Source organism: Pseudoalteromonas sp. meg-B1 (assembly GCF_003173795.1).
Lineage (GTDB): Bacteria > Pseudomonadota > Gammaproteobacteria > Enterobacterales > Alteromonadaceae > Pseudoalteromonas > Pseudoalteromonas undina.
Genome location: NZ_QGQU01000004.1, coordinates 13,794 through 35,416, shown reverse-complemented (window position 1 = coordinate 35,416; position 21,623 = coordinate 13,794). Strand labels below are relative to the sequence as shown.

Annotated in this window: 24 protein-coding genes; 12 read left to right on the top strand and 12 right to left on the bottom strand. The window is 41.0% G+C overall.

Features of this window, described 5'->3' with window-relative positions:
• Window positions 1-91 precede the first annotated feature (91 nt).
• The 5 genes from DK924_RS14235 to cmoA all read right to left on the bottom strand — a co-directional run bounded on the left by DK924_RS14235 (window position 92) and on the right by cmoA (window position 4,448).
• Entirely contained in the window at window positions 92-889 is a 798-nt protein-coding gene (locus DK924_RS14235) for a DUF3108 domain-containing protein (protein WP_258306475.1), read from the bottom strand.
• Window positions 843-1,490: a phosphoribosylglycinamide formyltransferase gene (purN, locus tag DK924_RS14230; RefSeq protein WP_054202175.1), complete on the bottom strand. Its 648-nt coding sequence runs from the start codon at window positions 1,488-1,490 to the stop codon at window positions 843-845. The genes DK924_RS14235 and purN overlap by 47 nt, the downstream gene beginning before the upstream one ends.
• Entirely contained in the window at window positions 1,490-2,542 is a 1,053-nt protein-coding gene (gene purM / locus DK924_RS14225; protein WP_109875508.1) for a phosphoribosylformylglycinamidine cyclo-ligase, read from the bottom strand. The genes purN and purM overlap by 1 nt, the downstream gene beginning before the upstream one ends.
• Window positions 2,543-2,738: 196 nt before the next feature.
• Entirely contained in the window at window positions 2,739-3,707 is a 969-nt protein-coding gene (gene cmoB / locus DK924_RS14220; protein WP_109875507.1) for a tRNA 5-methoxyuridine(34)/uridine 5-oxyacetic acid(34) synthase CmoB, read from the bottom strand.
• Window positions 3,708-3,722: 15 nt separating this feature from the next.
• A complete protein-coding gene (gene cmoA, locus DK924_RS14215; protein WP_008111640.1) occupies window positions 3,723-4,448 on the bottom strand; it encodes a carboxy-S-adenosyl-L-methionine synthase CmoA in 726 nt (241 codons plus the stop codon).
• A gap of 116 nt (window positions 4,449-4,564) precedes the next feature.
• On the opposite strand from cmoA, the gene DK924_RS14210 reads away from it, so the two are divergent.
• Window positions 4,565-5,248: a DUF3334 family protein gene (locus tag DK924_RS14210; RefSeq protein ID WP_010391441.1), complete on the top strand. Its 684-nt coding sequence runs from the start codon at window positions 4,565-4,567 to the stop codon at window positions 5,246-5,248.
• Between the two features lie 136 nt (window positions 5,249-5,384).
• Here the strand turns inward: DK924_RS14210 and DK924_RS18930 are convergent, their stop codons facing one another.
• The 3 genes from DK924_RS18930 to DK924_RS14195 are packed head-to-tail and all read right to left on the bottom strand — an operon-like array spanning window position 5,385 to window position 6,906.
• Window positions 5,385-5,552 (bottom strand): hypothetical protein, encoded by a 168-nt coding sequence (locus DK924_RS18930; RefSeq protein WP_375231857.1) that lies wholly within the window; start codon window positions 5,550-5,552, stop codon window positions 5,385-5,387.
• A complete protein-coding gene (locus tag DK924_RS14200; RefSeq protein WP_010391443.1) occupies window positions 5,533-6,030 on the bottom strand; it encodes a M48 family metallopeptidase in 498 nt (165 codons plus the stop codon). Before DK924_RS14200 ends, DK924_RS18930 begins: the two co-directional genes overlap by 20 nt.
• A 27-nt stretch (window positions 6,031-6,057) precedes the next feature.
• Window positions 6,058-6,906 (bottom strand): DUF72 domain-containing protein, encoded by an 849-nt coding sequence (locus DK924_RS14195; RefSeq protein ID WP_109875655.1) that lies wholly within the window; start codon window positions 6,904-6,906, stop codon window positions 6,058-6,060.
• Between the two features lie 237 nt (window positions 6,907-7,143).
• Here DK924_RS14195 and aspS point away from each other — a divergent pair, with 237 nt between their 5' ends.
• Together aspS and DK924_RS14185 are read left to right on the top strand one after the other, a co-directional pair.
• Window positions 7,144-8,922 carry an aspartate--tRNA ligase gene (gene aspS, locus DK924_RS14190; protein WP_013464572.1) on the top strand — a complete coding sequence of 593 codons (1,779 nt, stop codon included), beginning with the start codon at window positions 7,144-7,146 and terminating at the stop codon, window positions 8,920-8,922.
• An 89-nt stretch (window positions 8,923-9,011) separates the two neighbouring features.
• Window positions 9,012-9,611, top strand: coding sequence for a pentapeptide repeat-containing protein (locus DK924_RS14185; RefSeq protein WP_055013382.1), 600 nt, complete (start codon window positions 9,012-9,014; stop codon window positions 9,609-9,611).
• Between the two features lie 39 nt (window positions 9,612-9,650).
• On the opposite strand, the gene DK924_RS14180 is transcribed toward DK924_RS14185, so the two are convergent.
• A complete protein-coding gene (locus tag DK924_RS14180; RefSeq protein WP_008111621.1) occupies window positions 9,651-9,974 on the bottom strand; it encodes a hypothetical protein in 324 nt (107 codons plus the stop codon).
• A 129-nt stretch (window positions 9,975-10,103) separates the two neighbouring features.
• Here DK924_RS14180 and DK924_RS14175 point away from each other — a divergent pair, with 129 nt between their 5' ends.
• Window positions 10,104-10,850 (top strand): alpha/beta hydrolase, encoded by a 747-nt coding sequence (locus DK924_RS14175; protein ID WP_109875505.1) that lies wholly within the window; start codon window positions 10,104-10,106, stop codon window positions 10,848-10,850.
• A 70-nt stretch (window positions 10,851-10,920) separates the two neighbouring features.
• Here DK924_RS14175 and DK924_RS14170 read toward each other — a convergent pair whose 3' ends face one another.
• On the bottom strand, window positions 10,921-12,123 hold the full coding sequence (locus DK924_RS14170) for a bifunctional alpha/beta hydrolase/OsmC family protein (RefSeq protein WP_109875504.1): 1,203 nt from the start codon (window positions 12,121-12,123) through the stop codon (window positions 10,921-10,923).
• Between the two features lie 310 nt (window positions 12,124-12,433).
• Between DK924_RS14170 and DK924_RS14165 the strand changes: the two genes are divergently transcribed.
• Both DK924_RS14165 and DK924_RS14160 read left to right on the top strand, forming a co-directional pair.
• Window positions 12,434-13,273: an isopenicillin N synthase family oxygenase gene (locus tag DK924_RS14165; protein ID WP_008111615.1), complete on the top strand. Its 840-nt coding sequence runs from the start codon at window positions 12,434-12,436 to the stop codon at window positions 13,271-13,273.
• A 171-nt stretch (window positions 13,274-13,444) separates the two neighbouring features.
• Entirely contained in the window at window positions 13,445-14,842 is a 1,398-nt protein-coding gene (locus DK924_RS14160) for a DEAD/DEAH box helicase (protein ID WP_109875503.1), read from the top strand.
• A 79-nt stretch (window positions 14,843-14,921) separates the two neighbouring features.
• Here the strand turns inward: DK924_RS14160 and DK924_RS14155 are convergent, their stop codons facing one another.
• Both DK924_RS14155 and DK924_RS14150 read right to left on the bottom strand, forming a co-directional pair.
• The gene (locus DK924_RS14155) at window positions 14,922-15,665 is read right to left on the bottom strand and encodes a DUF3307 domain-containing protein (protein ID WP_109875502.1); all 744 of its coding nucleotides are present in this window, start codon (window positions 15,663-15,665) and stop codon (window positions 14,922-14,924) included.
• Window positions 15,665-16,288: a hypothetical protein gene (locus DK924_RS14150; protein WP_054202184.1), complete on the bottom strand. Its 624-nt coding sequence runs from the start codon at window positions 16,286-16,288 to the stop codon at window positions 15,665-15,667. Before DK924_RS14150 ends, DK924_RS14155 begins: the two co-directional genes overlap by 1 nt.
• A 139-nt stretch (window positions 16,289-16,427) precedes the next feature.
• On the opposite strand from DK924_RS14150, the gene DK924_RS14145 reads away from it, so the two are divergent.
• The 6 genes from DK924_RS14145 (at window position 16,428) to DK924_RS14120 (ending at window position 21,466) form a co-directional block, all read left to right on the top strand.
• Complete coding sequence (locus DK924_RS14145) at window positions 16,428-16,922, top strand: NYN domain-containing protein (RefSeq protein ID WP_010391464.1); 495 nt, start codon at window positions 16,428-16,430, stop codon at window positions 16,920-16,922.
• A 185-nt stretch (window positions 16,923-17,107) separates the two neighbouring features.
• On the top strand, window positions 17,108-18,034 hold the full coding sequence (gene nudC / locus DK924_RS14140) for an NAD(+) diphosphatase (protein WP_075169536.1): 927 nt from the start codon (window positions 17,108-17,110) through the stop codon (window positions 18,032-18,034).
• 3 nt (window positions 18,035-18,037) lie between these two features.
• Entirely contained in the window at window positions 18,038-19,216 is a 1,179-nt protein-coding gene (locus tag DK924_RS14135) for a cystathionine beta-lyase (RefSeq protein ID WP_109875501.1), read from the top strand.
• A gap of 143 nt (window positions 19,217-19,359) precedes the next feature.
• Entirely contained in the window at window positions 19,360-20,187 is an 828-nt protein-coding gene (locus DK924_RS14130) for an ABC transporter permease subunit (protein ID WP_109875500.1), read from the top strand.
• The gene (locus tag DK924_RS14125) at window positions 20,184-21,092 is read left to right on the top strand and encodes an ABC transporter ATP-binding protein (RefSeq protein ID WP_109875499.1); all 909 of its coding nucleotides are present in this window, start codon (window positions 20,184-20,186) and stop codon (window positions 21,090-21,092) included. The genes DK924_RS14130 and DK924_RS14125 overlap by 4 nt, the downstream gene beginning before the upstream one ends.
• Window positions 21,092-21,466, top strand: coding sequence for a PH domain-containing protein (locus tag DK924_RS14120; protein ID WP_008111597.1), 375 nt, complete (start codon window positions 21,092-21,094; stop codon window positions 21,464-21,466). The genes DK924_RS14125 and DK924_RS14120 overlap by 1 nt, the downstream gene beginning before the upstream one ends.
• Window positions 21,467-21,623 lie beyond the last annotated feature (157 nt).

Below are 21,623 nucleotides of genomic sequence, written 5' to 3'. Positions count from 1 at the left end.
CAGCTTAAAGTTTTAAATTTAAGTATTAAAATGAAAAGCCCAAGTTATTGTTATCACACTTGGGCTTTTCGTATTGCATCTTGTAAGCAATTTACTCTGGTGTTATTTCGTTTTTCACTTCTGCAGGTAAAGCAGGTGGGTTGATCACGGTAAACGATTTCATTTGCACTTCAAACTGCTCCACACCTTTTTCACCCTTCCACATGCGCACTAGCATGTAATCCATTTCTGGGGCAAACCAGGCTAAAGCTTGGCGTTTATCGTTATCGTATAAGCGTTTAACTTTCACTGCTTCTACATTACCTATAGGCAGAGAAATCATTTCGGTTTCTACCACTTCAAAGTCGTAGTCACGGCAATTACCTTTTTTATCAACCAACGGAAACGAGAAGCTGGTTTTGCCTTTTTTAAGACCTTCACGAACTTGTACTTGATAAGAAATACCATCTTGGAAGTTATCATGCCATTGGCATTTTAACGGGTAATCGCTGGTGTTACTGGTAACAGTTTTGGTTAGACGGTCAAAGTTAATTTCATACTTTTTGTCAGGCCCAGTGCCTGTGCGGATCATCGTGTAATCAATAGGCTCTACTTTATCATTCATAAAGCTAAAGGTTGATGACTCTTGACGTGAGTCAGAGAAAATCATCCATTCAATATCGCTGTGGTAAGTGACTTGGTAGTTATTTTTATCGAGTTTTTTTAGTTCACGCTCGGCTTTGCCATGATTAGTGCCTTTGCGCAAAATATCATAACTAGCTTGGTACTGGGTTAACTCGCCTGCAATCAGGCTGGTAGGAAGTAATAAAGTGCCCGCACATAGTAGCCAAGCACTTAATTTTTTATTTTGGGTAGTGCGCGCCGTGTGCAGGAAGTTGTTTTTCGTCAAGAACTGCATAATCTGCTTCCATCGTAAGTCGTTGTTCACTGAACCACTTGACCACCAAAGGATAAATTATGTGCTCTTGCGCATGCACACGTTTAGCGAGCGTGTCTGCTGTATCGTTTGCTAATACAGGCACTTTAGCTTGAAGAATAACGGGTCCGCCATCTAATTCTTCAGTTACAAAGTGAACACTAACGCCGTGAACGTCGTCTTTTGCATCAATTGCTCTTTGGTGGGTATTCAGCCCCTGATACTTAGGCAACAAAGATGGATGAATGTTCAACATTTTTCCAACATATTTTTGCACTAAGCTAGGAGTTAGAATACGCATAAACCCAGCTAATACAACTAGATTTGGTTCAAAAGAGTCAATTATATGCATTAATTGGGCATCGTACGCTTCGCGTGAGTCAAACTCTTTATGACTCAGTACTTGCGTAGCAATGCCTACACTTTTTGCACGCTCTAACCCATATGCGTCTGCTTTATTACTAATCACAGCCGCAATATGAGCGTTTATCTCGCCGCTTTCACAGGCGTCTATAATGGCTTGTAAATTTGAGCCACTGCCTGAGATTAAAACTACTAGACGAGTGGGTGCCATTACGCAGCACCACCTACAATTTTAACTTGCTCTTCGCCCGCAACCGCATCTTGAATTTCACCAAGGTGCCATGCGTTTTCGCCAAGATCTTTTAAAATGTTTATGCTGTTATCAAGTTGATCTGCAGGTACAACTAACACCATACCTACGCCACAGTTGAATGTGCGGTACATTTCGTGAGTGGTAATATTACCATTTTCTTGCAACCAACTAAATACAGTAGGCCACTGCCAGCTATCACCTTTAACAACCGCTTTAGCAGATTCAGGTAATACACGAGGGATATTTTCCCAAAAACCGCCACCAGTAATATGCGAAAGCGCATGCACATCTACTTGCTTAAACAACTCAAGTAATGGCTTAACGTAAATGCGTGTTGGTTCTAAAAGGTGCTCACCTAAGGTTTTGCCATCAATCACTTGGTTAGTATCAGCGTTAGAGACTTCTAATACTTTACGAATTAGTGAGAAACCGTTTGAGTGTGGACCACTAGAAGCAAGCGCAATTAGCTGATCGCCTGCGGCTACTTTAGTGCCATCAATAATTTTTGATTTTTCTACCACACCGGTACAAAAGCCTGCCATGTCGTAGTCTTCACCATCATACATACCTGGCATTTCAGCTGTTTCGCCACCAATTAGGGCACAACCTGAAATTTCACAACCTTTACCAATACCGGTTACTACGTCGGCTGCTGTGTCTACATCTAGTTTACCCGTTGCATAGTAATCTAGAAAAAACAGGGGTTCAGCGCCTTGTACTATTAAATCATTTACACACATCGCAACTAAGTCGATACCTACGGTATCGTGCTTTTTAAGGTCAATTGCTAAACGTAACTTAGTGCCAACACCGTCAGTGCCTGCTACAAGTACAGGTTGCTTATAACCTTCAGGAATTTCGCAAAGTGCGCCAAAACCACCAATTCCGCCCATCACTTCAGGACGACGAGTTTTTTTAACTACGCCTTTAATACGCTCAACAAGTGCATTACCAGCGTCGATATCTACGCCCGCGTCTTTATAGCTTAGAGACTGTTTTTGTTCGCTCACAGGTTTTCCTCAAAATAGTTGTTTTGATGCTTACTTAGAAACGCGCGTATTTTACAACAATTGCAAGGGCGCGGCTAGTTGAAATCTGGATTTGATTTTAAAGACAAGGACACTTGTCCGCTAGTTGCTGTATTAGTAACCAAAAAAAGCGCCCAATGGCGCTTTTTAACATGAAAATAAAAGTTAATACTACAAATTAGGCTTTTGCTGTAAGTATCGCTCTAAGTGGAGCAGGGTAGCCTTCAATGGTTTTACTGGTGTCAGTAGGGTCTAAAAAGTCAACTAAAGATTCGTTTTCCATCCAGTCAGTTTTACGCTGCTCGTCGAGCGTTGTAATAGCACAATCTTTAATTTTCACATCTTTAAAGCCAACACGTTCCATCCACAGCTTTAGTGCCGCAGTGCTTGGAATAAACCATACATTACGCATTTTTGCGTAGCGGTCGGTCGGTACTAAAACGGTGTTTTCATCGCCTTCAATAACTAAAGTTTCAAGTACTAGCTCACCACCAGGGCGAAGCTGTGCCTTTAATTGCGCTAAAAAGTCGATAGGTGAGCGACGGTGATAAAGTACTCCCATCGAAAATACCGTATCAAATGCTTTAAGCTCTGGCAGGGCTTCTACACCTAATGGTAATAAATGCACGTTTTCATCAGGGTTGAAGTGTTTAATTGCCTGAAACTGGCACAAAAATAAGTCAGATGGGTCAATACCCACCACAAACTGTGCACCTTCACCGCGCATACGCCATAAGTGATATCCCGAGCCACAACCAATATCTAATACAGTACGGCCTTTTAATGGCTCAATATGCGGTAGGAGTCGATCCCATTTCCAGTCACTGCGCCATTCTGTATTAATGTCGATACCGTGCACATTAAATGGACCTTTTCGCCAAGGCATCATGCGTTTTAATAAATGCGTGGTTTGCTTTTTTTCGCCTTCAGTCATTTCGCCAGGCGCGCCTATTGCTACTTTGCTGACAATATCAACTTGGTTTGTTGATACCTCAGGTAAGTTTTTTAGTACTTTTCGCCATTGAGGCAAATCGCCATGGCTGGCCTCTTGTTGCCAATGCTTTAATTGCGCAGGCAAGGTTTCTAGCCAGTGGCTAAGTGGGCTTTGTGCAATAGCAGCGTAAAATTGGTTAAACCATGCAGACATGTGTCACTCTCTAAATTATTTAATTGCTACCATTGAGCAAAAATTAAAACATTGATACCACACTTGCGTTTGGCTAAAACCAATGTCGCTTAAACGTTGTGTATGTGTGCTAAGTGTATCGGGGCGCATTACGTTTTCAATGGCGGTACGCTTTTGGCTTATTTCTAGCTCAGAGTAGCCATTATGACGTTTAAAGTCGTGGTGCAAGTCAATCAGTAAGTTATCACATTGCTCGTTTTCGGCTTTAATTTTTTCACTTAATAGCAAAACGCCACCGGGCTTTAAATTAGCGTATATTTTTTCAAGTACCGCTTTGCGCTGCGCAGGTGGAATAAACTGCAGAGTAAAATTCATCGCTACTACTGAGGCATTTTGAATATCAAGCTCGTTAATATCACCTAATGTAACCGTTACAGGAACATCAGATCTGAACCCTTGTAAATGGACCTTACAGCGCTCCACCATGGCTTGTGAGTTATCTACAGCAATAATATGACAGCTATCAGTTTGAATATTACGGCGCATACTTAGGGTAACCGCCCCTAACGAGCAGCCTAGGTCATACAAATTTGAATTTGGCTGAGCATACTCACCAGCTAATTTTCCCATGGTACTTACTATGGTGGCGTAACCGGGTACCGAGCGTTGGATCATGTCGGGAAATACTTCAACCACGTTTTGATCAAAACTAAAGTCTTTTACTTGTTGCTCAGAGGCATAAATACTGTCTTTTATACTCACGAAGGCAGTCTCTTTGAAAATAATAGTGCTATTTTAACATTTTATGCTGGATAGTCAGTGATAAATTCAGTAGCTTGACTAGAATTATGAAGAATAAGTATAAAAGAGATTATTAAATGAGCAAAAGTAAGGTTATTAGTACCGACGATATATTAGCAACATTATGCCACTCAGTAACGGGTGTACTTTCATCAGCCAGCGGCAACGAGATCAGCTATTCAGCCATGGTGCAAAAAATCACCCGCACATGTATGCGACCAGACATAGGTTGTTTTGTTTTATTTGACGGGGGCTTTACCGGCTTAGTTGTTACCAACTTTACGGCGCAAGCGGCGATGGAAATTTATGGCGATTACATGCGTAATATGGGCATGCCAGAAGACGAAATCGCGCATAGTCACTTATCTGATGACGTTTCAAACGTGATGGGTGAGTTGATGAACCAAATAGTGGGAGACTTCACGTCAAAAGTGCGTGAACAGCTGCATACCTCTATTACCCAAAACCAGCCAAAAATGATGGCTATTAATAAGCAAGTGCAAATATCGGTTGATACCACTATGGATCGCCCGCAAGCTCGCCGTGTAACGTTTACGACTCGCAATCAAAATATCTTCTATTTAGAATTAGCGATGGATAAAACAGAGTTTATTAAACTTCACGATTTTGACATTGTAGAAGCTGTAGACCCAGACGACATTATCGCAAACGAAGCCAAGCAAAAAGCGGATAAAGAAAAAGCAAAACAGCCAAAGCAAGATGATAGCGACGACGACTTTATGGCCGAATTAGGGCTTTAACGTTTTAAGTAGGTTGGGTTGAGTGAAACGAAATCTAACGAGCTAGCTGTCAGTTTGTAGCTATCAGTAAATTATAAAAAACGCGATTTAGTATCGCGTTTTTTATTAACGAGGGCTTTCATTATGAACTCGTGTGTCATTGAATTTTGGCTGACCGCTGACCGCTGACCGCTGACCGCTGACCGCTGACCGCTGACCGCTGACCGCTGACCGCTGACCGCTGACCGCTGACCGCTGACCGCTGACCGCTGACCGCTGACCGCTGACCGCTGACTGCTGACCGCTCAATTATACGGATTTTCACCCATCGCAATAGCCACACAAAAAATCCGTAAATCCAGCTCTAGCTGATGGTACTGCGGCTCCATATGGCAGCACAGTTTATAAAAGCCTTTGTTATGGTCTTTTTCTTTAAAATGCGCGAGTTCGTGCACCACTAATGCTTTTAATAATGGCTCTGGCGCGCGCAGTAAATCGCTGTTTATTGCTAAATCGTGCTTGCGGGTTTTACCTTGCATACGGTACGTGTGGGTACCGAGCGCATTGGTAACCATATCACCTTGTTTTTTAAACGCAGCGCGGCCAAATGGCGGGGCGTTTTTTAAATACTGCTTTTTAAGCTCAGTGGCGTAGCTATACAGTAACTTATCACTGGTAATACGATGCGCCTGCGGGTACTTTTTAAGTAAATACTCACTTACCTTTCCTGCTTTTATTAGTCCTAACACTTGCTCAACGATATTGGCAGGGTAGCCGGTAAAGTAACGTGCGTATTCACTCATTATTGTCTCTGTATTTTGAATTTATTTTTAAAAAAGTGCTTGCTGGTGGGCTTCTTTTTCGCCACTAAATGGATTGAGTACATTGTGATTATACCCCAAATCTTGGCAAAACTGGCGAGCCAGTAAGGGCGCTTCGCGGTTATCAGCGGTATGAAAAAACACATAGGGGCTTTTGCCCTCATCGAGCCACTGGGTTACTTTGCTAAGCCAAGGCTGATAAAAGATCTTATAATCGTTTTCTAAATCAGCAATAACGAAGCGCGCCATAGGCTGCGAGCCCGTAGCAATAGCGTGCACTGGTAAATAAGGCTTTTTTTGTTGTGCATCTATGAGTGCTTCGGTTGTGGGTTTAACCGCAAATAATGCGCGGGTATCCATTGCAATGCGGTTTATATTGTGTGCCATTAAAAGCTGATTAAGCGCGATTTCGGCCTCACCTTTTTTGAAAAAATCAGGGTGGCGTACCTCAACCCCATAGTTTAGCTCTTTAGGAAGTAACTCAATAAAAGCGGCAAGCTTCGCTAAATGCTGTGGGGCAAACGCTTTAGGTAATTGCAGCATTATTTGCCCTGTTTTTTCAAATAGCGGGGCGAATAAATTAAGCCAATTAGTTAGCTCATGTTGCACGTTAGTAAGTTGGAGTTCGTGACTAAAGCGCCGATGAAATTTAAAGGTAAATTTAAACTCATCAGGTACACTGGCAGCCCATCGTAATACAGTGTCAGGTGAGGGGTCGGCGTAAAAGCTAGTATTACCTTCTACCGAATTAAAATGCTGCGCATATTCGCTAAGCATATCGGCATTTTTACACTGGCGTGAAAATAAGTTTCCTTTCCATGCGTTGCTCGACCATTGCGGGCATCCAATATATAGCATACAAACAAAAGCCTTGTTATAAAGTGCCGGTAGTGTAACAAATAACAAAACGGTGCGCTGTAAATTCAACCCCGAAAGGTAAACACGCCCTAGCATCTTCAACCTACTTGGGTATAATGCAGGGCTTAATTTGATTATTTTGAATTGCTAGCGGTTTTATTTTCATTTTGGTGTTTATAAAAACTTTTAAAACAACAGTGTTTAACCGCTATATGCCTTTTATCTGACAGGAAAACTATGCGCTCTATATACTGCGGACAGCTAAATAAAACTCACGTAGATCAGGAAGTTGAACTATGTGGCTGGATCAACAAACGACGTGACCTTGGCGGACTTATCTTTGTCGATTTACGTGATAGAGAAGGTTTAGTACAAGTTGTATTCGATCCGGAAGTTGAAGGATTAATGGAAACAGCTAACAAACTTCGTCAAGAATTTTGTGTTCAGTTAAAAGGGATTGTACGTGCTCGCCCAGATAGTCAAGTAAATAAAGACATGGCAACCGGCGAAGTAGAAATTTTAGGCACGGGTTTAACTATTATTAACCGCTCTGAGCCTATGCCACTTGATTTTAACCAAGTGAACTCAGAAGAGCGTCGTTTAAAATACCGTTACTTAGATTTACGTCGTTTAGAAATGAGCGACCGCATTAAATTACGTGCTAAAGCAAGCAGCTTTGTACGTCGCTTTTTAGATGAAAATGGCTTTTTAGATATCGAAACGCCAGTGCTAACTAAAGCAACGCCTGAAGGTGCTCGCGATTACTTAGTACCGAGTCGTGTTCATAAAGGTAGCTTTTACGCATTACCACAGTCGCCACAGTTGTTTAAGCAATTGTTGATGATGTCGGGTTTTGACCGTTACTACCAAATTGTTAAATGTTTCCGTGATGAAGACTTACGTGCTGACCGTCAACCTGAATTTACTCAAATAGATTTAGAAACCTCGTTCATGAGCTCTGATCAAGTACGTGGTATGACAGAGAAAATGATCCGTGAAATGTGGCAGTCATTACTAAATGTTGATTTAGGTGATTTCCCAATTATGCCTTACTCTGAGGCAATGAGCCTATATGGTTCTGATAAGCCAGACTTACGTAACCCAATGAAGCTTATTGATGTAGCCGATTTAGTAAAAGACGTAGAATTTAAAGTATTCTCAGGCCCAGCAAACGATGAAAAAGGCCGTGTTGCAGTACTAACGGTACCAGGTGGCGCATCACTTTCTCGTAAGCAACTAGATGATTACACTAAGTTTATCGGTATTTACGGTGCTAAAGGTTTAGCATGGATGAAAGTAAATGACCGTGATGCAGGCGTTGAGGGCGTGCAATCGCCAATCGCTAAATTCTTAAATGAAGATGTGATCACGCAGTTACTTGAACGTACTAATGCACAAACAGGCGATATCATTTTATTTGGTGCGGATAAACGCAACACCGTAAATGAAGCCATGGGCGCACTTCGTTTAAAAATTGGTATTGATTTAGAAATCACTAATTTAGATAGCTGGGCACCACTTTGGGTTGTTGACTTCCCAATGTTTGAAGAAGATGACGAAGGCACACTACACGCTGTACACCATCCATTTACTGCACCAAAAGATATTAGTGCCAGTGAGCTTGAAGCAAACCCAGCAGCGGCTATTTCAGATGCTTACGATATGGTATTAAACGGCTACGAAGTGGGCGGTGGCTCGGTACGTATTCACAATGCAGATATGCAAGAAGCAGCATTTAGAATTTTAGGTATTGAAGCGCAAGAGCAGCAAGATAAATTTGGTTTCTTACTTGATGCACTTAAATACGGCACACCGCCGCATGCAGGTTTAGCGTTCGGTTTAGACCGTTTAGTTATGTTGTTATGTGGTACTGATAACATTCGTGACGTTATTGCTTTCCCTAAAACCACACAAGCATCGTGTTTATTAACCGATGCGCCTAGCAAAGCAAACAGCGATTCGCTGACAGAGCTTGCTATTAGTGTAGTTGAGAAAGAATTACCAAGCGCAGAATAAAGCTAGTGTTTAGTTAGATCAAAACCCCTTAGGCTTCGTACCTAAGGGGTTTTTTGTTTGGCATAACCCAATTTAGGTGCTTTATTTTTATGAGCGAGTTATTTAAAGATAGTCATTATTTTGATCAGTCATTTTCAAACTTTACAGCAAATGCAAAGCGCTTTAGCGATATTGAGTTTGAACAATGTCAGTTTATTGATTGCGATTTTAGTCACAGCCAGTTTAGTGCCTGTCGGTTTATAGAGTGTGAATTTATTAACTGTAATTTGACTGAGCTTAATTGGAATTACAGCTCACTAGAAGGGGTGAGCTTTGCAAATTGTAAGCTCAATAGCATAATGTGGGGGCAAGTAAATTGGCCACAATTAGCGCTAACGTCACCGGTGAGTTTTAAACAGTGTGAGCTGAGCCATAGTTCGTTTTTTGAATTACAGTTAAAAGCCTTAACAATGACGAACTGTTTTGCCAAAGATGTCGATTTTAGGCACGCTAACTTAGCTCAAAGCAACTTCTCGGATACTGACTTTAGAGACAGCCTGTTTCATCAAACTAATTTGAGAAAAGCAAACTTTGTTGGCGCAACGCAATTTAATATTGATATAACAAGCAATGATGTGAGTAATGCAAAGTTTGAACGGCTTGAAGCGTTAAATTTATTAGCTGGACTTGATATCGAGCTGGTTGATTAGCCGCAAGAGCTTACGGCTAATCCGTTATTATATTTGCTATTAGCAAGCAGGGCCATTTTTGTTGCGCGCGCTAGCAAGTGCACGGGCTATGCTCAATAGCTCTGGCGAAATATCATCAGCGCCATCTTTAATCAGTTTGGTTACATCACCAGATGAATATAAGCTATCACGCGGCGATTTAATTCCCAGCTCTCTCACAAAATCTTTGGTTTTACCTGTACTGCCGGTTTCAATGAACTTAAAAATAATCCGTTCATTGTTACTTTTCGGCTCGGCTTGTAACACTTTAATTTCTTCTTGGTAGGCTTCAATTCTGCTTTGGAGAATGTCGATGCGTTGTTCAATGCTGCTATATGATTTCATGAATGGATTCTTTTGCGATAATAGTAAAACAATAATCGCTATTATCGCACAAATTAGCAAAGGCGCGCGCTAACCTTTATAATAAAAATTAATGTTAGTTAAAAATGTATATGTAATACAAGGGAATGCATGTTAAAAATTATAAAAAAGCATTTAATGTTAAGTGCACTGACTTTAAGCACTATGCTATTTTCATCATCAAGTTATGCCCAAAACGATGCAATCATTGATGATAGTCGTAATCGCTCTATACCTGTAAATATTACCCTACCAGCTAACCACCTTAAGTGCAGCGCGCAAGTAAAATGCCCAGTGGTATTTGTAAATGCAGGGTATGGCATTAGCCACAATGAATACACCTTTGCGAGTAAGTTATTTAATGCGCAAGGCTATTTAAGCATTGCGGTAGCGCATGAGCTTAAAAGTGACCCTGCACTTAATCGTGCGCAGCCATACCTAACTACTCGTATGGAAAATTGGCACCGGGGTGTTGTAACACTCAAATTTTTAGTTAATGAGCTAAGTGTTAAATACCCTGAGTATGATTTTACAAAACTCACTTTATTTGGCCACTCAAATGGTGGAGATATTTCAGCCTTGTATGCAGCTATTTATCCAAGTGAAGTAAGCCAATTAATTACGCTCGATCACCGCCGCATGTTATTGCCACGCAATAAAAACATACATGTGCTCACACTGCGCGGTAGTGATTATCCAGCCGATGCAAACGTGCTTTTAACCGACCAAGAGTTAACTGTTTATCCTGTTACGCAAAGGTTGATAGAAAAATCACGTCACAACGATATGTACGATGGCGGGCCTAAATGGTTGGTAGATAAAATGAGTAAAGAGGTAGCGGCGTTTTTAGAAAATTAAACGATACAGTCAGTTTTTAAATTAAAATCCTAAATATAGCGCAGGGCTTACTGCGCTATTTTTGTTTTAGTTACCCCACTAATTCACTAACCACCAAAGGGCTGTTATGTAGCGTTTTATGCACAGGGCATTTGTCGGCTATTTCGAGTAATCGATTTCGCTGAGCGTCAGTTAAATCACCTTGTAAGGTTATTTTGCGGATAATGGCCTCTAGATTGCCGGTTTTTTCACAATCATCACAATCTTGGTTGTAATTGCGGGTATGGTTGAGCTCTACTTTTATGTGCTCTAGCGGCAACTCTTTGCGACTTGCATACATGCGAAGTGTCATTGCAGTACAAGCTCCAAGCCCAGCGAGTAAATGATCATAAGGGTCTGGGCCTAAGTTTTTACCGCCGACATCGGTAGGCTCATCAGCAAGCCATGTATGGTTTTTAGTACTCACGTGCTGAGTGAGTTTATGATCTTTTTCTTCAACTAATACACTGCCGTTAGTTAATTTTGCACTATAGGGTGTTTTATCGTATTCAACATAGCGATTAGCCCACGTAGCAATGACATCGGCTGCGTAGTTAGCGTCTTCTTTATTGCTGAGTAAATGATCGGCATTATCTAAACTAATAAAGCTCTTTGGATGCTTAGCAGCTGCGTAAATTTTTTCGGCTTCACTAATATTCACGGTGGCATCAATAGGAGAATGCATAACTAACAAAGCACGCTTAAGCTTGCCTATATGGCTGTTATCGTATTTGGCGATGTCATCTATAAATTGCTTTTTAATCGTAAATTCCCGCCCAGCTAAACACACTTTTGCTTCACCCGATTGGTTTATTTCATCTAAATGAGCAGCAAAGTTATGAGTAACATGCTGGGCATCTGATGGCGCGCCTATAGTCGTAATGGCCGATACTTCAGGTATGTGCTCTGCTGCTGCAAGCACCGCAGCACCACCTAAGCTGTGGCCTATCAATAACTGAGGTGCTTTAAAGTGTGTTCTTAAGTGATTGGCTGCAGCCACTAAGTCTTGAATGTTTGATGAAAAGTTACTGTTGGCAAAGTCACCATCGCTATTACCAAGCCCTGTAAAATCAAAGCGTAATACAGCAATGCCTCGCTGAGTGAGCGCGCGACTTATTCGTGTTGCAGCCGCTACATCTTTAGAGCAGGTAAAACAGTGAGCAAATAAGGCATAAAATTTCACTTCACCAGAGGGCTGTTCAAGTTGTCCAGCGAGTTCTAATTCACCGCTTTTAAAAGAAACTTTTTGTCGCATGTAGAGAGCCTTAACAAGTTGATATAGTGTGTGATGCTGATAAGGAATAGATTGGTACGATGGGGTGAAAATTCAATACAAGCGTTATTTTGATCTTGATCAAGCTAGAGAAGGCTTGCTTATTGAGTGCGGACATATGTCCTTATAATTTCAAGGGGGTTTGTCTATCCTCGCACAGCATAAAAATGCAGCCTTTATTACTTGAATTAAGTAGTTAAGCTATATTTGAATGTAATACTAATTTCGTGTAGACCTGTGGCTTAAGCGGATTAGTAAATGGCTTCTAACAACCTACTTACTGGAATGTACCATGCAATTACCTACAGTTGATTATAAAGCGGACGATGCGGCTGCGCAATTTGTTGAATCGTTGAGAAATACTGGTTTTGGCGTATTAAAAAACCATCCTATTCCGCAATCTTTAGTTGAGTCTATTTATAAAAATTGGCAAGACTTTTTTAACTCAGAGCAAAAGCATGAGTTTTTATTTTCAAAAGAAACGCAAGATGGTTATTTTCCACCGTCGGTATCAGAAGTAGCTAAAGGCCATACGGTAAAAGACATTAAAGAGTACTTTCATGTTTACCCTAAAGGCCGTGTTCCTGCACAATTAGAAGCTGATGTGCGTGAGTACTACCGTTTAGCTAATGAATTTGCGGCAACATTATTAAGCTGGGTTCAGGCTGAAGCGCCTGAAGAAGTGCGTGCTAAGTTCTCTATTGATTTAAAAGATATGATTGCCCAGTCTGAGCAAACGTTGTTACGTATTTTACATTACCCGCCAATGACAGGTGATGAAGAGCCTGGTGCTATTCGTGCTGCTGCGCACGGTGATATTAACTTATTAACCGTATTACCAGCGTCAAATGAGCCAGGCTTACAAGTACAAAAAACCGATGGTGGTTGGTTAGACGTGCCATGTGATTTTGGTAGTCTAATTATTAATATTGGTGACATGTTACAAGAAGCATCGGGTGGCTACTTCCCATCAACGATCCACCGTGTAATTAATCCATCGGGTAAAGCAACAACCAAATCACGTATTTCATTACCATTGTTTTTACACCCTCGTCCAGATGTGGTGTTATCTGATCGCTACACAGCAGATAGCTACTTACAAGAGCGTTTACGTGAGTTAGGTGTAAAATAATCTTTTAGCATTTGTAATGCTCAGGTAAATAAAAAGCGGCTGTTTAGCCGCTTTTTTAGTATTTGTGTTTATTGATTTGGCACAAAGTAAATAATGGCATGCATTCTGAGCCACTAAAGGTATAATGCGCGCAACTGGCCACTTTGGCCTAATTTGAAATAGAGAGTTTATATGAGTTTTGATGGTTTAGGTTTATCACAGTCTTTAGTTAATGCGGTTTTAGAAAAGGGCTATGAAACGCCAACGCCTATTCAGGCTCAAGCTATTCCAGCAATTATTGCACGTCGCGATGTAATGGCCGCAGCGCAAACCGGTACCGGTAAAACCGCTGGTTTTACTTTGCCGCTTATTGAGCGTTTATCGTCGGGTACTAAAGCAAAAAGTAATCATGTTCGTGCGCTTATTTTAACGCCAACCCGTGAGCTTGCGTTGCAAGTAAGTGAAAACGTTGAAGAATATGCTAAGCATTCAAACGTGAGTTCGTTTGTTGTTTACGGTGGTGTTAAAATTAACCCACAAATGCAGCGCCTGCGCAAAGGGGTTGATATTTTAGTGGCGACACCAGGGCGTTTAATTGATTTACACAATCAAAACGCGGTTAAATTTGATAGCGTTGAAGTACTGGTTTTAGATGAAGCCGACCGTATGTTAGACATGGGCTTTATCCATGATATTAAACGCCTAATTGCAAAAATGCCTGAAAAGCGTCAAAACTTAATGTTCTCAGCCACGTTTTCGGATGATATTCGCGCGCTGGCAAAAGGGTTAATTAACGACCCCGTTGAAATTTCTGTTGCGGCTAAAAACACCACCGCAAAAAGTGTCACGCAAAGCGTATACGCAGTAGACAAAGCACGTAAAACGGCCCTATTAAGCCATTTAATTCGTAGCAACGATTGGCAACAAGTACTGGTATTTAGTCGTACTAAACACGGTGCTAATCGTTTAGTTAAGCAACTTGAACGCGATGATATTGTTGGTGCGGCAATCCATGGCAATAAATCTCAGGGCGCGCGCGTTAAAGCACTAGAGGGCTTTAAAAGTGGTGAAGTGCGCGTATTAGTGGCAACCGATATTGTTGCACGTGGTTTAGACATTGTTGAATTACCGCATGTTGTAAACTACGACTTACCTAATGTATATGAAGATTATGTTCACCGTATTGGCCGAACTGGTCGTGCGGGAGCATCAGGGCATGCTATTTCGTTTGTAACGGTTGACGATGCAGTAGATTTATACGGCATTGAGCGCTTTATTGGCGAGCTAATTCCACGTGCTGAAGAAGAAGGTTTTGAACCGGCTAACCCTGTTGCTGAGCGCGCACTCGATGCACGCCCGTTACCGGCTAAAAAGCCAAAGAAAAAACAACCATTTAATAAGCCTAAATCAGATAGCAGCAAATCTAATAGCAAAAAGCCTAACAATGGTGGCAATGGTACAGGCCCTCGTCGTGGTGGCTCTAAAAAGCCTGCAGCAAAAACAGACGAGAACGCACAAAATCCTTGGGCAAAGCGTCAATCGGTAGGTGGGAATGGCCAGCGCCGTCGTCGTCCAGCAAATAACGACTAATTAGGTTTAGTTCGCTTTAATAAAAAACGCGCTTACTTTTACTGGTAGCGCGTTTTTTAATGCCTATTTTAAAGCTTTACTAACCGATTAAATAATTAACTGCTAATCCTACAAATAAAGTAACACTGACGCTCAGTAACGTTCCTAGCATCACATATTCAGTGAGTTGTTTATCTTTGCTGGCACTTAAGTCGCCAAATCTAAACACGGATTTGGCGGCAATTAAAAACCCAAGCCCTGCAAACTGATCTAATAAAATAAATGTCAGCATAAGTACTCTTTCAAGCATACCAATACTTTGTCCTGCTAAGGGGAGGCTACCATCACTAGAAAAGTGATTAGTTAAACGCTCTAACATCATTCTTATAAATACCGCACTGGGACTTAAAATAATAAAGTAACCAGCTATAACCCACAGCACTTTATCGTTGCACAATAACGCCATCACATTGTCAGCAAATTGCTGATCGTCAGTGAGCCAAATACTTATCGCAATAATGACAGTGATATGTGCAATTTGGTCTAATAAAAAAGGCACTACGCCTTTATTTGAATACGATTTAGCAATATCAATAAAGTAGTGACTGATCATAACAATGCCGGTCGCCAGTAATACGCTGCTTAGTTGTTGCCAGCCAAAACTATATTCCCAAAGTGCCACAACGACTGCACTGGTAATTCCGTGAACCAATACATGGTAGTAAAGTTTTTTTGCTTTAAAATGACGGGTGTTTCTGTCGTTTACCCAGCTCATGGGTTGCCAATAAAAATCAGCGAGTAAGTGGCCAATAATCAGTGCGACGAGTAATAGTGAAAATTCCATTAGTCATGTCCTTGCTGTATGCTTTTAAGCTGTTGTTGTGCATGTAAAATAAATCGTTCTATCAGCTGATAGTTAGCAAGATTAAGCAGCTTAGTAACGTTTTCGCGGCTGGTGTTGAGCTCTTTAGCTAAAGCTGCATGGTTGTTATTAGTATGGGTTAAATATACATACAAAGCATTTGCTTGTTTTTGGGTTATTTTACACAGTAATACATCGACAAACGCTAAGTTTAGCTTGAAGCTCTCATCAACCGATTGATCTGCAATAGCAAATGTAAAACGCTGGTTTGTCATTTTATCTAGCTCATGACCAGAGAGAGTAAATGCAGAGCCTGTGGCAGTTTTTATACTCGTACTAGGGTTATCTATGTGCCCCAACGCCATGCTTTGGCGCAATTCATAGCCGGCAGATTTTAACTGTAGATAAATAAGAATAGCGGTGGTAACTAACTGTTCACTTTTATCGAGTTGCAGTTGAAATGCATCTCCACGGTAAATATCCCAAGATGTTGTTTTATTGCAATTTGCACGTAAACTTTGCTCTAGCTGGTAAAGCATGGCATCGTATTGTTGTTTAGGTATTTTTTGCGATTTAATAATATCGCCGCTGATCACACCAATCATAAAAATCCAAATAGATTATTTATATGTAACTAAATTTGGTTACATTGTTAAATGTAACCGTATTTGGTTACATTGGGTTTGGTAACTAATTTAGGTTACTTAACACGCAATTGCAAGTATTACTCATTGGGACATAAGAATGACCTCACAACAAAGCAGTAAACCTCGTGTAGGTATTTTTGTCGATGTACAAAATATTTATTACACCTGTCGCGAAAGCTACGGTAAAAACTTTGATTACAATGCCTTTTGGCGAATGATGGAGCAACAATACGATATAGAATGTGCGTTCGCCTATGCAATATACCGAGGTGATGAAAAGCAAAATCAGTTTCAAAATATTTTGCGCGCTATTGGCTTTGAAGTAAAACTAAAACCCTTTATTCAACGCCGTGACGGCAGTGCCAAAGGCGATTGGGATGTGGGTATAACCATAGATATGCTAGAGCAGGGGAAGCAGCTTGATAAAGTTATTTTACTCTCGGGTGACGGTGACTTTGCATTATTACTTGGGCATTTAAAAAATCAATATAATGTTCCGTGTGATGTATACGGTGCTGATAAATTAACCGCAGAGGTACTTAAGCAAAGTGCCGAGCAATTTCATTTAATTGACAAACAGCTACTACTTTAAAAAGTATAAGTATTGTATTTTTGATTTATTTTTGAGCAGAATGTTTGCGTTGATCATGAGAGTATTTAATACAACGGGTGCATAGATTAATTAAGCCTAATTTAGGCTTTTTTTATGGCGATAATAAATTGGGTTTAGTGGATGAGTATGGTAATTTTAAGATTCAATTAGTATCAAGGAATTACATGCTTAACTACAGTAATATGCCATTAGACAGAGGCTCAAATGCGCGCAAAGACCCTACTTGGGTAGACGCAAAAAAAACAGCAGACAGTTTATGGCTTCTAGTTAAAGGCAATCACACCTTATTTGCTAACAGTAGCCCTGAGGTGGTGTATTTAGCTTACCAACAAGTGGCACATTTAGATTTAACGCAGGCTATTCTTTTAGGATCAAATAAACAGGATAATGCCGTATTTGCGCTAGACGTAACTGAACTCGAAGAGTCGTTATTAGCAACGATTGTTGGTGATGCCCAGTTTGCAGATATTCGTCAACATGGTACTCAAGTAGCACTTGAAGATGGCTCAAATGCAGCGCTTGCTCGTGGGTTGTGTTACTGGCATGCCACTCATAGTTTTTGTGGTCGCTGTGGTACCAAAAATCACTTAGTTGAAGGGGGGCATTCACGTTTATGCGACAACGCAGCCTGTATGCACCAAACTTTTCCGCGTACCGATCCAGCCGTTATTATGGTAGTAACTAAAACATTTTCTGATGGGATTGAACGCTGCTTATTGGGTCGCCAAGCAACTTGGCCTAAAGGTCTGTATTCCTCACTTGCCGGGTTTGTTGACCCAGGTGAAACCCTTGAACAAACCGTGATCCGAGAAGTAAAAGAGGAAGCGGGTATTACCGTGGAGAAAGCAGAGTATATTGCTTCTCAACCTTGGCCGTTTCCTTCATCAATCATGCTTGGTTTTATTGCCACAGCAAGCAGTGATGAAATAAGCACAGAGCAAGATGAACTTGAAGATGCACGATGGTTTTCTCGCCAAGAACTTGCGCAATTTAAAGATTGGCAACACGAGGGGGAGCATTTAAAGCTACCTAGAGCTGATTCGATTTCGCGTTATTTAATTGAATATTGGCGTACTCAGATAGAAGGATGAATCATGTCGAGCAAAAATAAAAATACCCAATTAGTGTCATCAGGGCGCAAAAAAGCGTACACCCATGGCGTAGTTAATCCAGTGATACAGCGCGCTTCAACGATTGTGTTTGATTCTGTGAGTGAGCTTAAAGAAGCGGCTAAAACACGTGGCGACAAAACCTTGTTTTATGGCCGCAGAGGGACGACCACTCATTTTGCTCTGCAAGAGGCAATTACCGAACTCGAAGGCGGTGAGGGCTGTGCGTTATACCCATGTGGCGCGGCAGCGATAAGCCAAACTCTGTTATCGTTTTTAAAGTCAGGTGATCATATTTTAATAGTGGACACTGTTTACGAGCCAACCCGTGATTTTTGCGACAAGATATTAGCTGGGTTGGGTATTAGTACGACCTATTATCCGCCCATGATTGGCGCAGACATAAAAGAGTACATTCAAGACAATACCAAAATGTTGTTTTTAGAGTCTCCGGGTTCAATTACCATGGAAGTTCAAGACGTTCCCGCCATGGTAAAAGTGGCAAACGATCATAATGTAATGACAGTGCTTGATAACACCTATGGCAATGGCTTGCATTATCGTCCGCTTGAACATGGTGTTGATATTAGTATTCAAGCCGCCACCAAATATATTGTTGGCCACTCTGATGTGATGATGGGGGTTGCTGTAGCTAATAAAAAGTATTGGCCAACACTTCGTGAACACTCTTATTTACTCGGGCAATGTACCAGTGCAGATGATGCGTATTTAGCACTACGAGGCTTGCGTACCATGGCAGTGCGATTAAATCAGCATGAAAAAGCCGCGCTAGAAGTAGCAAAATGGCTTGAGCAACATGCGTTGGTTGATCATATTCGCCATCCTGCGTTTACAACATGCCCAGGCCATGAATTTTTCAAACGCGATTTTGACGGCAGTAATGGTTTATTTTCGTTTGTAATGAAAGCGGGTAATCAACACGCCATAGATGCTTTTTTAGATAGCTTACAACATTTCAAAATGGGCTTTTCGTGGGGGGGCTTTGAGAGCTTAGTAACGGCAAACCTATCAATGAAAGGGCTGCGCTCGCAAACAGGATGGGAGCATGGACCTGTTATTCGTTTGCACATTGGTTTGGAAGATGTTGAAGATTTAATTGCCGACTTACAGCAAGCATTAGCTATTTATGAGCAACATTTATAATTACTAATTGGTTAAATTACATTATTTGTTACAAAGCCTACCTCTGAGTAGGCTTTTTTTTGCTAGCAATTCAACGTGTTTACACTTAGTGTTGTTAAATAACGCTTATTTTAAAGTATGAACAACGTCATTAAGGATAGTCAATGGCAACACCATCACCAGTTAACGTAAGGCGCTTAACCCAAATCGCGGGTTTTGAGCTGGTACGTATGTTTTTAACTAAACGAGGACTTATTGCACTGGCGGCTTTTGCGCTAGTGTGGCTTGTTATTTTACGTTACCCCATAGGCCAAGCTGTAGGCATAATCAGCTCGCCAGATTTTGAACAAATAGCCCGTGATATTTCCGGCTCTATTGGATTAAGTAAGTTACTTGATTGGCCTGAAGCCGAATTTGCTATGTATTGGCTTATTGCTTTGTATAGTTTTCCTGTTTTTAGCTTATTTATTTGTAGTGATCAAACTGTGGGTGATAGAGAGCGCGGTACGCTAAGGTTTTTATCATTACGCTCAACTCGCTTTGAAATACTCTTTGGTCGTTTTTTAGGGCAGTTAGCGGTACTAACCTGTTTAGTTGGCATCACGCTTATAGCGACATTGGCGGTGCTCGGGTTTCGCGAGCCAAGCTTACTTGCTGGTGGCCTTGGTCGTGCTGTTTCAATATTTTTAATACTCATTGTTACTTTTACGCCGTTTGTAGCCTTAATGAGCTTAATTAATACTTTTGCGAGCTCATCTCGCTTATCTATTGTATTAGCTATTTTATATTTCACAGCCGGCGGCATTATTGTTGGATTACTGGAGTGGCAAATACCCGCATTAAGTGTGCTTGATTATTTATTCCCTGGTGTGCAAATAGAGTTATTAGCTGGACAAAACTTACCGTTATTGAGCGCATTAGCTATTCCACTTGTGCAAACAGCGGTGTTACTTGCAGTTGCCCAACGTATTTTTGCAAGGAGCTCATTATGAAATCATTAATAACAGGGCGTAATTTAAGTAAATCATACGGCTCAAAACTGGCTCTTGATAATGTGAATTTTGAGATTCAAAAAGGCGCGCCAGTTGCATTAGTTGGCCCTAATGGCGCAGGGAAAACCACTTTATTTAGTTTGTTGTGTGGCTATATCGCACCTAGCATGGGTGAGCTTGAAATACTCGGCCATAAACCAGGTAGCGCGGCTTTATTTAATAAAGTGAGTGCGTTACCACAAGATGCACAGCTAGATCCGCGTTTTAATATAGATAAACAACTTAGCTTTTATGCCAAGCTACAAGGTATGAGCACCAAGCAAAGCCAAATAGAAGCACTTCGAGTATTAGATTTAGTGGGTCTTAGCGAGGTTGCAAAAAACCGCGCAGGGGACTTATCTCACGGTATGCGCAAGCGCGTAACCATAGCACAAGCATTAATTGGTTCACCGCAAATTGTGATGTTAGATGAGGCCACAGCAGGACTTGATCCGATTCATGCCAGAGAGGTCAGAGAGCTGGTGTCTGAGCTGTCGTCTCAAGCGACGTTTATTTTAAGCTCTCATGATTTAACTGAACTCGAACGATTATGTTCTCAAGTACTACATTTAGACAAAGGTATATTAAGCGAGCACCAAACTAAAGCGGCGAATACTGATAAGCACTTTTATACCTTAATGCTAAGTGAAGCATATCAAAATGTGGAGCAACAACTGCAAGCAATTGATGGTGTGAGCCGTGTTTATATGAGCCAACATAAAGAGTATGTGATTGAGTATCAACCAACTAGCGATTCACTTGACATCGCGCTATTGCAATTTTGCCACCAACATAATTGGCAGTATAGGCAGTTAGTAAATGGTCATACTCTAGAAAATCAAATATTTAAACAGGAGAAACTGTAATGGGATTATTTAGTGGTTTAATGGGTAACGCCAGTGAAGTGGATGACGCCGATTTAGAAAAAGTATTGGCTAATACGCTTATTGAAGGTGAGCGAGTTGAAAAGGCGTATAAAGTAGTTCGTGATATGTTTATCTTTACTAATAAGCGACTAATTTTATTAGATAAACAAGGTGTGACTGGTTCTAAAATGGAAATGATCAGTATTGCTTACTCTAAGATAACTAAGTTCAGCAAAGAAAGTGCGGGGCACTTTGATTTAGATGCAGAACTGAAAATTTGGGTTGGATCTGATCCAAACCCTATCAGCAAAGACTTTAAAGCTGGTGATAACATAAATGATGTTTATAGGATAATTAGCCAGTATTCATTATAGAAACAAACAAAAATCGGTGTAAAATTAAAGTAATTGTTTACAGCTTGTTGCGATTACTTTAACATAAATTACTCCAACACTTTCTTACAAATTCCCTAACAAATACAATTGCTTGATTCAGTTTTCGTTCAGTTTCGCGGCGTTAGCATACCCCCAC